The sequence below is a fragment of the Achromobacter sp. Marseille-Q4962 genome, from assembly GCF_943737005.1.
Taxonomy (GTDB): Bacteria; Pseudomonadota; Gammaproteobacteria; order Burkholderiales; family Burkholderiaceae_B; genus Achromobacter.
This window is the reverse complement of record NZ_CALSFU010000011.1, coordinates 138,795-151,408: the sequence shown is the minus strand read 5'-3', so window position 1 is coordinate 151,408 and position 12,614 is coordinate 138,795. Positions and strand designations below refer to the sequence as shown.

Genomic DNA, 12,614 nt, shown 5'->3' with positions numbered 1-12,614 from the left:
GGAGCGCGCGCCATGCTGCATGCCGTAGGACGCACCGAGTTCGACCATGCCGTGATCATGGTGCGCGACCGGCTCGACGAACTGGCGCCGCACTTCGAGCGCCAGGGGTTCCACCTGAGCGAAAAGGCGGTGCACAACCTCGGTTCCTGCAACCGGCTCATCGTGCTGGAAAGCGCTTACATCGAGCTGCTGGGCTGGCCGCAGGGCGCGCCGCCGGCCCGCAAGGAAATCGCCGACTCGCCCTTCGGGCTGGAAGCCCTGGTGTTTCGCACGCACGATGCCCAGGCTACCTACGAACGCCTGCGCGCGGCGGGCTTTGCGGTCAATCCGGTGCAGGAACTCACCCGCCCGGCCCTGGTCGACGGACGCGAGATGCAGGCCCGTTTTCACACGGTGCGCTTTGCCGAGCAGCCGCTGCCGGGCATACGCATGTACTTCTGCCGCCACCTGACGCCGGAGTGCGTGTGGTCGCCCGGGCTCATGGTTCATCCCAACGGCGCCACCCGCATCCTGCGCATCGACGCGCGGGCCGCGGACCCGCGCGCGGCGGCCGAGCGGCTGGCGCTGGTGGCCGACGCGGCCGCCGAACCCGGCGCGGGCGGCTGGGACGTGCCGCTGGCCAACCTGCGGTTGCGCGTGCGCGAAGACGCATCCGCGGCCACGCCCGCCCTCGAGTCCCTTACCCTGGAGAACCGGGGCGGCTCGCACTACACGCTCGATACCGGCCTGTAGCGGGAGAGGCCGGCTCCCTATCCGAATACCTACCAGCAGACAGGGGAATCAGCATGACCATGACATTTTTCAAGCGCGCGCTGGCTGCGGCCTGCATGCTGGCCGCGGCGGGCGGCGCATTGGGCACGCCCACGGCGGCGATGGCCGCCGACCAGCGGCCCCTGGTGCTGGTGGTGCCGTATCCGCCGGGCGGCAGCACCGACATCCTGGCCCGCATCCTGCAGCCGCGCCTGTCCAAGGAACTGGGCGGCCGGCCGGTGGTGGTGGAGAACCGCCCCGGCGCCGCCAGCCAGATCGCCACGGCCTTCGTGGCCCGCGCCGAGCCCGACGGCAACACGCTGCTGGTGAGTTTCGACAATCACGGCATCAATCCGGCCGTCAAACCCAACCTGCCCTACGACACCTTCAAGGATTTCGTGGCGATCACGCAGACCGTGCGCTTTCCGCTGGTGATCGGCGCCAATCCTTCGGTGCCCGGCAAGACGCTCAAGGAATTCCTGGCTGCAGCGGCCAAGCAGCCGCCCAACAAGTTCAACTATGCCTCCACCGGCGTGGGCTCGCTGAACCATCTGGCTCCGGAAGAACTGAAACGCCTGTCCAAGGTGGATCTGCTGCACGTGCCGTATGGCGGCGGCGGACCGGCCATCCAGGCCGTGGTGGGCGGGCAGGCCGACATGACCTGGCTGAGCTTCGCCGCGCTGCGCGGGCAGATCCAGGCCGGCAAGATCAAGCCGCTGGCGGTGGCCGGCGAAAAGCGCCTGGCCGACCTGCCCGACGTGCCCACCGTGGCGGAGTCCGGCTTCCCGGGCTTCGTGGCGTATTCGTGGAGCGGCATGTTCGCGCCCAAGGGCACGCCGGCCGCGACGATCCAGAAGCTGACCAAGTCCTTCCAGACCGTGCTGGCTGATCCCGATGTGCGCCGCAAGCTGGCCGAGGCCGGGTTCGAGATCGTGGCCTCGGATGGGCCCGCGCTGGACGCCTACGTGAAGTCCGAATACCAGCGCTGGAGCACCTTCATCAAGAAGAACCACATCAATCTGGAGAACTGATCCGCAGGGGCCGCAAGGCCCCTTTTTCATGGGCGGGCGGAATCGGTTCGGCCCTCCGCCTGCACGAGGTGGTTCACGCCCGTGCAGATATCGGACTCGGCCACGCCGTAGATATGCAGGGACACCGCCACCTGCTCCGAGGCATTGCCCAGGCGGTGGATCTGGCGCAGCCCCTGGACGGCGGTGACCACGTCGCCGGGGCGGCGCACGACCCGGCCATGGGGGATGGCGGTCCGGGTGGACGGATCCCAGCGGTAGTGGGTTTCGCTCAGCTCGCCTTGCAGGACCTGGTAGGTGCACCAGGTCTTGTGGCCGTGCACCGGGCTGAACTGCCCCGGGCGCCAGATGAGATAGGCAATGGTGAATGCGCCGTGCGGATCGGCGTAGGCAATGTGCCGGGTATAGGATTCGGCGCGGCCGGCGCGCAATTCGGCGGGCAGGCCGGCCAGCATGTCGCCCGCGTCGGCCACGCGGCTGGCGAGCTCGCGCAGCAGCGTGCGCGCCGCGTTCATCTGGGCGGCTTCGACCGAGGCGCCCAGCGAGCGCAGGTCGGGTGAAGCGTGGGCAAGGATGGACATGGAAAAGTCTCGGCGCGAATCAGGGAAACCGGGGTGGAACCGTTTTCATCTTAGGGACTCTCGCGGGAATGCCTTTGCCAAATTCGGCGCGCCGCCGGCTTCGATTAGAAAAATATTCCATTTCCCGGGGCGGCGGCCCCACCTATACTGGTCGCTCGCGGGAAAGCGCGCCGTGGGGGCGCGCTGCGCGCCTAGGGAGTCAGGCATGGATCTGGGCATCGCCGGCAAGACGGCGCTGGTGTTCGGGGGGAGCCGCGGCATGGGCAAGGCATGCGCCTTGCAGCTCGCGCGCGAAGGCGTGCGCGTGACCATTGCGGCCCGCAATCCGCAAACGCTGGAAGCGGCGGCAAAAGAGATTTCGGAGGCGACCGGCATCGGCGTGGGCTGGGTTTCGGCCGACCTCACGCGCGAGGCCGGGCGCGAAGCCGCGGTGGCCGCCTGTCCGCATCCGGACATCCTCATCAACAACGCCGACGGCCCGCTGCCGGGAGATTTCCGCGACTGGACGCGGGAAGACTGGATCGCCGCGCTGGATGCGATGATGCTGGGGCCCATCGACATGATCCGGCGCGTGGTGGACGGCATGGTGCAGCGGCGCTTCGGGCGCATCGTCAACATCGTGTCGCGCAGCGTGAAGGCCCCGCACGCCGAGCTGGGGCTGTCCAACGGCGCGCGCTCGGGGCTCATCGGTTTCGTCGGCGGGCTGGCGCGGCAGACCGTCAGGCACAACGTCACCATCAACAATCTCCTGCCCGGCGCATTCGCCACGGACGCCCAGGTGCGGCACATCCAGGGCATGCTGGCCGACCACAAAGACAAGACCTTCGAGCAGTTGTGGGACGAACGCGGGCGCGCCAGCCCGGCCGGCCGCTATGGCCAGCCCGAGGAGCTGGGGGCGCTGTGCGCATACGTGTGCTCGGCCCAGGCCGGCTACATGACGGCGCAGAACATCCTGCTCGACGGCGGCGGATATCCGGGCACGTACTGAAGGAGAGGGGCGGGCCCCGCCGGCCGCGCCTCGCCGGCCGCGCCTGGCCGGCCGCGCCTGGGCCGGCCGCGCCTGGGCCGGCCGCGTCTTTACGCGGCGCGGCGGAACGGGCAAGATTGGGCCCTTATCGCGGCAGGACGGCGGCGTGCGCCGGGTTGCCGTCCCGAGGAAAGCCCATGGACCAGACCGACATCAAGATCTTGGCCTTGCTGCAGAAAGACGCTACCTGCTCGGTCGCGGAAATCGCCGAGCAGGTGAACCTTTCCGTCACGCCCTGCTGGCGTCGCATCCAGAAGCTCAAGGACGACGGCGTCATCGCGCGCAATGCCATCCTGCTCGATCCGCGGGCGCTGGGGCTGAACCTGACGGTGTTCGTGTCCATCAAGACCAGCCAGCACAATGCCAAGTGGACGCAGAGCCTCATCGGCGCGGTAATGGCCCTGCCGAACGTGGTGGAGTTCCACCGCATGGCGGGCGACATCGATTACCTGCTCAAGGTGGTGGTCGAGGACATGGCGGCCTACGACCGCTTTTACCGGCGGCTGATCGACGCGGTGGACCTGCTGGACGTGAGCGCCAGCTTTTCCATGGAAGTCATCAAGAGCACTACCGAGCTGCCGCTGGACGCCGTGTGAGGCGGGCAGCCCGCCGCGCGCCGGTTCGCGCGGCGCGCAAATTTATTTCCCCGGAAGGCCGCGCGGCGGATGCAATTTGCCGGCGGACGGCTGTCGCCCCCCTCATCGCGCAATGATTTTGCGTGGTCCGCGGCGTAGGATATCGCCCATTCCCGCATGGGAGCGTATTTCCGGGCTATCAGAGGAAGCTATGTCGTTGGCAGTGCCCGCCGGCTGCGGCGGATCGGACAAGACGCGCGGCGCGGCGTCGGTGGAGGAATTGCTCGCCGGCTGGAACGGCGTGGACGATCTCTGGGTGTTCGCCTATGGCTCGCTGATCTGGCGGCCCGGCTTTGCCTGGCGCGAGCGCCGCCTGGCCACGGTGCGCGGCTACCACCGCTCGCTCTGTCTCTGGTCGCACGATCATCGCGGGTCGCCCGACAATCCCGGTCTGGTGTTCGGGCTCGACCGGGGCGGCTGCTGCCGCGGGGTGGCGTTCCGGGTCGCTGCAAACGAGGTGCCGGACGTGTTCCAGATGCTGTGGCGGCGCGAAATGGTGTCGGGCGCCTACACGCCGCGCTGGCTGGCCTGCCATACCGATCCACAGCCGGTCAGGGGATTGGTATTCCTGCTGAACCGCGCATGCCGGCACTATGCCGCCGGCCTGAGCGAAGACCGGCTGCTGGCCTCGGTGCGCAATGCGGTGGGCCAGTCGGGTCCCTGCCTGGACTACGTGGTCGAAACGGAGCGGGCGCTGCGCGCGCACGGCATCGAGGACTGGCGCCTGGGCGAACTGGTGCGCAGGCTGGGCGGCGGCATGATGGGACGTCCTCTCGAAGAAGCCGGCGCGGGCGGCTAGAGCGCTTGCTTCAGAAGGCCCAGCGTCCGAACACGAAGAGCACGTTGCCCGCGCCCTGGCCGCCCGGGATGTAGGTGGCGTAGAGCATGGCGTTCCTGTATCCCGCGCCCACTAGCGGCAGCACGCCGGGAAAGGGCACGTAATGCATGATGTCGCGCCTGGCGGTGAGAAACACGGTGTAGCCCGCGCCGAGCCGGAAGTTCTCGCTCACCTGGCCGATTTTCAGGAAACCGTAGCCCGCGATGGGTTCGACCTTGCTGTGCGAATCCAGGAAGGCCATGGCGTACAGGCCCTGCCAGTCGCCGTCTTCGTCGTAAATGCTGCGCCCGTATCCGCCGCCGATGGCGAACTCGCGGAAGCTCCGGATCTTGTCCGCGCTGTACGCGCCGCGGTTGTGCCAGGCATAGCCGGTCAGATAGAGATCGTCGCCGCCCTGGCTCCATATCTGGTCCAGGCGGCCGCAGGCGGACCGGGCCCACGCGGGCACGCTGTCGCATGCGCGGGCGGCGTGGGGAAAGACGGAAAGGGAAAACAGGAAGCAGGCGAGGGCGATGCGGACTCTGGCGTACATGCGGCGGCAAACCGGGGCGGCCGTGGGCCGCGCGGCGGGAGAGAAAGACAACGCCCTCTACTGTAAAGGCGCTGTCACGGGTTTCCCTGTCGGTCGGCTTTCAGCCCGGCGCGCGCCGCCCGCCGGCGGCAAGATTCGTAGGTTTACGTTGTGCCGGCCCTACAAAAGAAAGAGCGTGGCCAGTCCCAGGAAAATGAAAAACCCCAGCGAGTCGGTGGCGAAGGTGAGCAGCACCGAAGAACCCATGGCCGGATCCTTGCCAAAGCGCGCGCGCACCATGGGCACGAGCACGCCGACGCTGGCGCCCACCAGCATGTTGCAGACCATGGCGGCCATCATGACGAGCGCGATGGAGATCGAATCGGAAATGGCCCAGGCGAAAAGCGCCGCGCCCACGCTGCCGCACAGGCCCACCATGAGGGTCACGAACAGCTCCCGCTTGATGAGCTGCCAGATGTTGCGCCCCGTGATGCGGCCCATGGCCAGGGCGCGGATGATGAGCGTCATGGTCTGGTTGCCCGAATTGCCGCCGATGCCCGCCACGATGGACATGAGGAAGGCGAGGATCACGATGTGGCTCACCGTGCTCTCGAACTGGGACGCCACGAAGGAGGCCGTGGCGGCCGTACAGAGGTTGAACAGCAGCCACGGCGCGCGGTTGCGCAACGCGGTGGTCACCGGCGCGAAGATGTCTTCTTCCTGCAGGCCGGCGCGCGAAAGCGCCTGCTCCTGGGAATCTTCGCGCATCACGTCCACCACGTCGGCGATGGTGACGCGGCCGATGAGGCGGCCCTGGTCGTCGATGACCGGCGCGGACACCAGGTCGTAGCGTTCGAAGGCGCCGGCCGCGTCGGCGTCGGAGTCGAGCGGGTTGAGCGTGAGGAAATCGGAGTTCATCACGGCCCGCACCTCGGTCTCGGGCTCGCTGACGAGCAGGCGCGAGAGCGGCAGGATGCCCTGGAGCTTGTCCTGGCGGTCCACGACGAAGATCTGGTCGGTGTGGTCGGGCAGTTCGTGCAGCCGCCGCAGGTAGCGCAGCACGACTTCCAGGGTCACGTCCTCGCGCACCCGCACCATCTCGAAGTCCATGATGGCGCCCACGCTGTCTTCCGGATAGCCCATGGCTTCCAGCAGTTGCGCGCGCTCTTCTTCGGTCAGGCCCTTCTGGACCTCGGCCACCACGTCGGGCGGCAGGTCCGGCGCCAGGTCAGCCAGCTCGTCGGCGTCCATGTTGCCGGTAGCGGCCACCAGGTCCTGGCGGTCCATCGCCTCGATGAGCGATTCGCGCACCCAGTCTTCGACCTCGAGCAGCACGTCGGCGTCGTGTTCGGGGCTGACCAGCTTCCAGATGGCCTGGCGCTCGTCCTTGGGCAGCGACTCCAGGATGAAGGCGATGTCGGCCGGATGCAGGCCGTCGAGCAGCTGCTTCAGCTCGGCCTCGTGCTGGCGCTGCACCAGGTCTTCGACCAGGGATGCCTTGTCGTCGCCTTCTTCCTGGCGGTGCACCAGGTCGGAAACCAGTTGCTGGCGGCGCAATCGCTCCTGGACTTCGGCCAGGGCGTGCTGGGCGTCTTCGGGGTCGAGGCGGCGGGGCGTCGCGGGCGGTTTCTGCGCGGCGGCGGACTGCGTCATGCGTTACGGCTCAAAGTTTGGGTAGGGGACGGCTGCGGCGCGCTTCGTCGGTGGCGACGTAGGTGAGGGTGGCTTCGGTGACCTTGACCACCTCGGCGTCGAGCCGCTGGCGTTCGGCATAGACTTCCACCGCGACCGTGATGGACGTGGTGCCGGTCTTGACGATGGCGGCGTAGAAACTGAGCAGATCGCCGACGAAGACGGGCTGCTTGAACTGGAACGCGTTGACGGCCACGGTGGCCACCCGGCCCGCGGCCCGCCGGGCGGCGGGAATGGAGCCGGCGATGTCCACCTGCGACATGATCCAGCCGCCGAACACGTCGCCATGGATGTTGGCGTCGGCCGGCATGGGCATGACGCGCAGCACGGGTTCGCGGTCGGTGGGAAGCGTAGTGAAGGGGACGGGGGTGCTGGAGGTCATGCGGCCGGCTCCATGGCGGGAAACCAGCCGATTATGCAGGAAAAATCAGACCCGGGTATGCCGCTTTGCGCCCGCCCGCCGCCGGCGGGCGGCGTCAGGCGGCGAGTTTGACGATGCCGTAGCCTCCAACCAACAGCCAGGCGTATAGGATGAGGCCCAGCGCCATTACGCGGGGGCCGGCCTTGCGGATCTGCGCGAAGCGGGTTTCGATGCCCAGGGCCGTCATGGCCATGGTGAGCGCGAAGACGTCGAGCCGGCGGATGGCGGCCACCGCGTCGGCCGGCAGGACGTGCAGCGAATTGATGATGGCCAGCGCGAGAAAGCCCACCGCGAACCAGGGAATGGGCAGCTTGGCGCCCTTGCCGTGGCCGCCGGCATGGCTGGCGGCGCTGCGCAGGTACATGCCCAGCACCAGCAGCACCGGCACCAGCAGGGCCACGCGCGTCATCTTGACGATGGTGGCGACTTCGGTGGTGGCCGGATCGATGTTGCTGGCCGCGCCCACCACCTGGGCCACCTCATGTATGGTGCCGCCGATGTAGATGCCCAGCGCCTGGGTGTCCAGGCCCAGCCAGCCCGCGTGGTAGAGCACGGGGTACAGGAACATGGACAGCGTGCCGAACAGCACCACCGTGGCGACCGCCACCGCGCTCTTGTGCGGGGCCGCGCGCAGCGTGGGCTCGAAGGCCAGGACGGCGGCGGCGCCGCAGATGGCGCTGCCCGCCGAGGTGAGCATGGCGGTGTCGCGGTCCAGGCCCAGCAGGCGCTGCCCCACCACGGTGCCGATGACCAGGGTGCCCACCACGACCGAGACCGACACCGCCAGGCCCGGCAGCCCGACCGCCATGATCTGCTGGATGCTGATGTTCAGCCCGTAGAACGCCACCGCGATGCGCAGCAGGCGGCGCGCGGTGAAGTTCACGCCCGCGCCCCATTCCGCCGGCATGGTGCCGCGCAGGAAGTTGCCGTACAGCATGCCGCAAACGATGCCCACCACCAGCGGCGAGAACCCGAGCTGCCGGATGAAGGGCAGGTCGGCGAGCTGCATGACGGCCGCGGCCATCAGGCCGACGAACAGCACGCCGTTGAGGCGGTCGCGCCATGGCGTGGCGGGCGCCGCGTGGGCGGGGCTCGCGGCGGGTGCGGAAAGCGGGGCGGCGGTGGAGGAGGAGCTCATGGCGGGCCTTTCTGGGCATAACTTAATAACTTCCCGAAATATTAATGAGGCCGCTATTATTTGAAAAATTTTTATTTTCTATAATTACTATCCAAATTACCGATATCGAGCCATGACGCCCGACCAGCTCCTCACCTTTGCCTGCGTGGCCGATGCCGGCAACATCAGCCGGGCCGCGCAGATTCTGCATCTGTCCCAGCCGGCGGTCTCGGGCCAGTTGCGAGCGCTGCAGGAGTGGTTCGGCGAGCCGCTGTACCGGCGCAGCGGCCATGGCGTGGCGCTCACGGACGCCGGCGAGCGGCTGGCCGAACAGGCCCGCCAGCTGCGGCAGGCCTACCGCCAGGCGCACGCGGTGCGCGATGCCTGGCGCGGCCTGGAAACGGGCGTGCTGCGCCTGGGCGCCAGCACCACGCCGGCCAGCTACCTGTTGCCGCGCCTGGTGGCGGATTTCCGCCAGTCGCATCCGGCCGTGAGCCTGCACCTGTCGGACGGCAACACGCGCGAAATCGTCGAGCGGCTGCCGGCGCTGGACCTGGCTTTCATCGAGGGCGACGTGCCGGCGGGCCTGCCGGCGGACACGGCCGTGCACGCCTGGCGGCAGGACGAAGTCGTGGCCGTCGTGCGGGCCGATCATGCCCTGGCCGGCAAAGGCGCCGCCACGCTGCGCGACCTGGCGGCGTCGCCGCTCGTCATGCGGGAGCCCGGTTCGGGGGTGCGGCGGCTGGTGGAGCGGGCTTTCGAGGATGCGGGCCTGGCACCCGCCGTGGGGCTGGAACTGGCGGGCGTGGAGGGGGTGAAGCAGGCGGTGCGGGCCGGGCTGGGCGTGGGGTTCGTCTCGGTGATGTCGATGCGTCACGAAGACGGCGCGCTGGCCGCGCTGCGGCTGCTGCCGCGGCCGCTCACGCGCACGCTCAGCATTCTGGTGCCGCATGCCGATGCGGCCGCCCGGTCTGCCGGGCGCTTTCTCGCGCTGTGCCTGGCCGCCCGTCCGGGCCAGGAAGCCTGATCAGGGGCGGGCCAGCCACTGCAGCGCAAGCTGCACCCAGTATGTGCCGCCCAGCGGCAGGAGCTCGTCGTTGAAGTCGTAGCTGCCGTTGTGCAGCATGCAGGGGCCCAGGCCATGCCCGCTGTCGCGGTGCTCGCCGGCGCCGTTGCCGATCCAGACGTAGCAGCCGGGTTTTTCCTGCAGCATGAACGCGAAATCCTCGGCGCCCATGGTGGGTTGCACGTGGTCGTTCACGTTTTCCGCTCCCACGATGCCGCGCAGCACCTCGGCACAGAATGCGGCTTCGTCGGCGTGGTTGATGGTGGGCGGGTAGTTGCGGTGGAACTCGAAAGTCATTTCGCAGCCCAGCGCGGCGCAGGTGTGGCGCGAGATTTCTTGCATCCGGCGCTCGATGAGGTCGAGCACTTCCAGGGTGAAGGTGCGTACCGTGCCGCGCAGTTCGGCGTGGTTGGGCACCACGTTGTCGGCGCTGCCGGCATGGATCTGGGTGATGCTCAGCACGGCGGCGTCGAGCGGATTGCGGTTGCGCGTAATGATGGTCTGCAGCGACTGGGCGAGCTGCACCGCGGCCATGACGGGGTCTATGCCCAGGTTGGGCATGCCCGCGTGCGAGCCCTTGCCCTTGATGACAATGGAGAACTCGTTGCTGGAGGCCATGATGGGGCCGGCGGTGAGGCCGAACGCGCCCACCGGCAGGCCCGGCCAGTTGTGCATGCCGAACACCGCTTCCATGGGAAAGCGCGTGAAAAGGCCGTCGTCGATCATGCGCTTGGCGCCGCCGCCACCTTCTTCGGCCGGCTGGAAGATCAGGTAGACGGTGCCGGCGAAGTCGCGGTGCTGCGACAGGTAGCGGGCCGCCGCCAGCAGCATGGCCGTGTGGCCATCGTGGCCGCAGGCGTGCATCTTGCCCTCGTGCCTGCTGGCGTGGGCGAAGGTGTTGGCTTCCTGCATGGGCAGGGCGTCCATGTCGGCGCGCAGGCCGACCGCGCGTTCGCCCGGCCGGTTGCCGCGCACGATGCCCACCACGCCGGTGCCGCCCAGGCCCCGGTCGGTTTCGATGCCCCATTCCTGCAGCTTGGCGGCCACCACGTCGGCGGTGCGGAATTCTTCAAAGGCAAGTTCGGGATGGGCGTGGATGTCGCGGCGGATGGCGGCGATGTCCTGGCGCCAGGCGACGATGGGTTCGAGCAGTTTCATAGGAATCGGCGCAAGAGAGGGAACGAAGGAAGGGTATCATCAATCCAAAAATCGATTAAGGGAGACAAATACGATGGACCGTCCCTGGCTCGCGCACTATCCCGAAGGGGTTCCGGCGGAGATTTCCACCGATGGCTACGGCTCGCTGGTCGACCTGCTCGACCGCGCGTGCCAGCGATATGCGTCGCGCATCGCCTGCACCGCCATGGGCAGCGACATCACCTATGCCCAGCTGGACGCCCACGCCCGCGCCTTCGCGGGCTGGCTGCAGGGCCTGGACCTGGCGCGGGGGGCGCGGGTGGCGCTCATGATGCCGAACGTGCCGGCCTACCTGGCGGGCATGCTGGGCACGCTGCGCGCCGGACACGTGGTGGTGAACGTGAATCCGCTCTATACGGCCGAGGAGCTGCAGCGCCAGCTGCTCGACAGCGGCGCCTCGGTCATTCTCATCCTGGAGAATTTCGCGCACACGCTTGAGCAGGTGCGCGACCGCGGCTCGCTGAAGCACGTGGTGGTGACGGGGCCCGGCGACCTGCTGGGCGGCCTGAAGGCGCCGCTGGTCAACCTGGCGGCGCGCTACGTGAAGAAGATCATCCCGGCGTGGCGCATCGACGGCGCCCGCAAGCTGGTCGACGTGCTTGGCGAGGGCGCGCGCCGCAGCTTCACTCCGCCCAGGCTGGCCATGGGCGACCTGGCGGTGCTGCAGTACACGGGCGGCACCACGGGCGTGCCCAAGGGAGCCATGCTGTCGCACGGCAACCTGGTCGCCAACGTGCTGCAGACCGAGGCGGTGGCGCAGCCCGTGGTGCACGACCTGGCCGGCCAGCAGCTCACCATTCTCAGCGCCCTGCCGCTCTACCACGTGTTCGCCATGACGGTCTGCGGTCTGTACGGGCTGCACGCGGGCATGCGCAACGTGCTCATCATCAATCCGCGCGACCAGGCCTCGCTCATCGCGGCGTGGCGCAAGACGCCCATCAACGTGTTTCCGGGGGTCAATACGCTGTTCAACGCGCTGGCCCACAATCCGGCGTTCGCCAGGCTGGATTTCTCGGGGCTGCGGCTCACCCTGGGCGGCGGCATGGCGGTGCAGCGCCAGGTGGCCGAACGCTGGCTGCAGATCACCGGCAGGCCGCTGGTGGAGGGTTACGGGCTGTCCGAAACCTCTCCCGTGGCCACGGTGAACCCCACCAACGCCACCGCGTATTCCGGCTCCATCGGATTGCCGCTGCCCTCGACCGACGTGGCCATCCTGGACGACGAGGGACGTGAAGTCCCGCGGGGCGAGCGCGGCGAGGTGGGCATACGCGGGCCGCAGGTCATGCTGGGCTACTGGCAGAAGCCCGAGGAAACGCGCCACGCCATGACGGCCGACGGTTTTTTCCGCACGGGCGACATCGGCATCATGGACGAGCAGGGCTACACCCGCATCGTGGACCGCAAGAAAGACATGATCGCGGTCTCGGGCTTCAAGGTCTATCCCAACGAGGTGGAGGCTGCCGTGGCCGCGCACCCGGGCGTGCTGGAATGCGCCGCCGTGGGCGTGCCCGACGAGCATTCGGGCGAAGCCGTGAAGGTGTTCGTGGTGAAGAAAGACGCCTCGCTGACCGAGGCGCAGATCCAGGACTGGTGCAAGGACAAGCTCACCGGCTACAAGCGGCCGCGCTACGTGGAGTTCCGCGACGAACTGCCCAAGAGCAACGTCGGCAAGATCCTGCGGCGCGAGCTGCGCGACGAGGCCGTGTCCGCCATGTCGGGCCATTGAAGCGGGCGTTGCGCTTCGGCCCCCC

13 protein-coding genes are annotated in these 12,614 nt (G+C 68.4%); 7 read left to right on the top strand and 6 right to left on the bottom strand.

All coding sequences use genetic code 11. The features are described 5' to 3' along the window. Window positions 1-12 precede the first annotated feature (12 nt). Window positions 13-732 (top strand): VOC family protein, encoded by a 720-nt coding sequence (locus NGJ44_RS11870; RefSeq protein WP_251864024.1) that lies wholly within the window; start codon window positions 13-15, stop codon window positions 730-732. Window positions 733-785: 53 nt separating this feature from the next. After that, a complete protein-coding gene (locus tag NGJ44_RS11865; protein ID WP_502802126.1) occupies window positions 786-1,781 on the top strand; it encodes a tripartite tricarboxylate transporter substrate binding protein in 996 nt (331 codons plus the stop codon). Between the two features lie 26 nt (window positions 1,782-1,807). Here NGJ44_RS11865 and NGJ44_RS11860 read toward each other — a convergent pair whose 3' ends face one another. Beyond that, the gene (locus NGJ44_RS11860) at window positions 1,808-2,359 is read right to left on the bottom strand and encodes a cysteine dioxygenase family protein (RefSeq protein ID WP_251864023.1); all 552 of its coding nucleotides are present in this window, start codon (window positions 2,357-2,359) and stop codon (window positions 1,808-1,810) included. A 205-nt stretch (window positions 2,360-2,564) separates the two neighbouring features. On the opposite strand from NGJ44_RS11860, the gene NGJ44_RS11855 reads away from it, so the two are divergent. The 3 genes from NGJ44_RS11855 to NGJ44_RS11845 all read left to right on the top strand — a co-directional run bounded on the left by NGJ44_RS11855 (window position 2,565) and on the right by NGJ44_RS11845 (window position 4,820). Beyond that, on the top strand, window positions 2,565-3,347 hold the full coding sequence (locus NGJ44_RS11855; RefSeq protein WP_251864022.1) for an SDR family NAD(P)-dependent oxidoreductase: 783 nt from the start codon (window positions 2,565-2,567) through the stop codon (window positions 3,345-3,347). Between the two features lie 176 nt (window positions 3,348-3,523). Next, entirely contained in the window at window positions 3,524-3,982 is a 459-nt protein-coding gene (locus NGJ44_RS11850; RefSeq protein ID WP_053245957.1) for an Lrp/AsnC family transcriptional regulator, read from the top strand. Window positions 3,983-4,172: 190 nt separating this feature from the next. Further along, window positions 4,173-4,820 carry a gamma-glutamylcyclotransferase gene (locus NGJ44_RS11845; RefSeq protein ID WP_251864021.1) on the top strand — a complete coding sequence of 216 codons (648 nt, stop codon included), beginning with the start codon at window positions 4,173-4,175 and terminating at the stop codon, window positions 4,818-4,820. A 10-nt stretch (window positions 4,821-4,830) separates the two neighbouring features. On the opposite strand, the gene pagP is transcribed toward NGJ44_RS11845, so the two are convergent. The 4 genes from pagP to NGJ44_RS11825 form a co-directional block, all read right to left on the bottom strand. Further along, entirely contained in the window at window positions 4,831-5,391 is a 561-nt protein-coding gene (pagP, locus tag NGJ44_RS11840; protein WP_251864020.1) for a lipid IV(A) palmitoyltransferase PagP, read from the bottom strand. 159 nt (window positions 5,392-5,550) lie between these two features. Beyond that, the gene (gene mgtE / locus NGJ44_RS11835) at window positions 5,551-7,023 is read right to left on the bottom strand and encodes a magnesium transporter (RefSeq protein WP_251864019.1); all 1,473 of its coding nucleotides are present in this window, start codon (window positions 7,021-7,023) and stop codon (window positions 5,551-5,553) included. 10 nt (window positions 7,024-7,033) lie between these two features. Next, window positions 7,034-7,444, bottom strand: a complete 411-nt coding sequence (locus NGJ44_RS11830) for an acyl-CoA thioesterase (RefSeq protein ID WP_053245959.1) — start codon at window positions 7,442-7,444, stop codon at window positions 7,034-7,036. A 94-nt stretch (window positions 7,445-7,538) separates the two neighbouring features. Beyond that, the gene (locus tag NGJ44_RS11825; RefSeq protein ID WP_251864018.1) at window positions 7,539-8,621 is read right to left on the bottom strand and encodes a YeiH family protein; all 1,083 of its coding nucleotides are present in this window, start codon (window positions 8,619-8,621) and stop codon (window positions 7,539-7,541) included. A gap of 112 nt (window positions 8,622-8,733) precedes the next feature. Here NGJ44_RS11825 and NGJ44_RS11820 point away from each other — a divergent pair, with 112 nt between their 5' ends. Further along, a complete protein-coding gene (locus NGJ44_RS11820) occupies window positions 8,734-9,627 on the top strand; it encodes a LysR family transcriptional regulator (RefSeq protein WP_251864017.1) in 894 nt (297 codons plus the stop codon). Here the strand turns inward: NGJ44_RS11820 and NGJ44_RS11815 are convergent, their stop codons facing one another. Continuing rightward, entirely contained in the window at window positions 9,628-10,824 is a 1,197-nt protein-coding gene (locus NGJ44_RS11815; protein ID WP_251864016.1) for a M20 aminoacylase family protein, read from the bottom strand. It abuts the gene before it with no gap. Between the two features lie 73 nt (window positions 10,825-10,897). Here NGJ44_RS11815 and NGJ44_RS11810 point away from each other — a divergent pair, with 73 nt between their 5' ends. Then, window positions 10,898-12,589: an AMP-binding protein gene (locus NGJ44_RS11810; protein ID WP_251864015.1), complete on the top strand. Its 1,692-nt coding sequence runs from the start codon at window positions 10,898-10,900 to the stop codon at window positions 12,587-12,589. Window positions 12,590-12,614 lie beyond the last annotated feature (25 nt).

Excerpts from the sequence above, each read along its gene's own strand:
- NGJ44_RS11870 (WP_251864024.1), top strand. The coding sequence starts at position 13 with ATGCTGCATGCCGTAGGACGCACCGAGTTCGACCATGCCGTGATCATG.
- NGJ44_RS11865 (WP_502802126.1), top strand. The coding sequence starts at position 786 with ATGACCATGACATTTTTCAAGCGCGCGCTGGCTGCGGCCTGCATGCTG.
- NGJ44_RS11860 (WP_251864023.1), bottom strand. The coding sequence starts at position 2,359 with ATGTCCATCCTTGCCCACGCTTCACCCGACCTGCGCTCGCTGGGCGCC.
- NGJ44_RS11855 (WP_251864022.1), top strand. The coding sequence starts at position 2,565 with ATGGATCTGGGCATCGCCGGCAAGACGGCGCTGGTGTTCGGGGGGAGC.
- NGJ44_RS11850 (WP_053245957.1), top strand. The coding sequence starts at position 3,524 with ATGGACCAGACCGACATCAAGATCTTGGCCTTGCTGCAGAAAGACGCT.
- NGJ44_RS11845 (WP_251864021.1), top strand. The coding sequence starts at position 4,173 with ATGTCGTTGGCAGTGCCCGCCGGCTGCGGCGGATCGGACAAGACGCGC.
- pagP (WP_251864020.1), bottom strand. The coding sequence starts at position 5,391 with ATGTACGCCAGAGTCCGCATCGCCCTCGCCTGCTTCCTGTTTTCCCTT.
- mgtE (WP_251864019.1), bottom strand. The coding sequence starts at position 7,023 with ATGACGCAGTCCGCCGCCGCGCAGAAACCGCCCGCGACGCCCCGCCGC.
- NGJ44_RS11830 (WP_053245959.1), bottom strand. The coding sequence starts at position 7,444 with ATGACCTCCAGCACCCCCGTCCCCTTCACTACGCTTCCCACCGACCGC.
- NGJ44_RS11825 (WP_251864018.1), bottom strand. The coding sequence starts at position 8,621 with ATGAGCTCCTCCTCCACCGCCGCCCCGCTTTCCGCACCCGCCGCGAGC.
- NGJ44_RS11820 (WP_251864017.1), top strand. The coding sequence starts at position 8,734 with ATGACGCCCGACCAGCTCCTCACCTTTGCCTGCGTGGCCGATGCCGGC.
- NGJ44_RS11815 (WP_251864016.1), bottom strand. The coding sequence starts at position 10,824 with ATGAAACTGCTCGAACCCATCGTCGCCTGGCGCCAGGACATCGCCGCC.
- NGJ44_RS11810 (WP_251864015.1), top strand. The coding sequence starts at position 10,898 with ATGGACCGTCCCTGGCTCGCGCACTATCCCGAAGGGGTTCCGGCGGAG.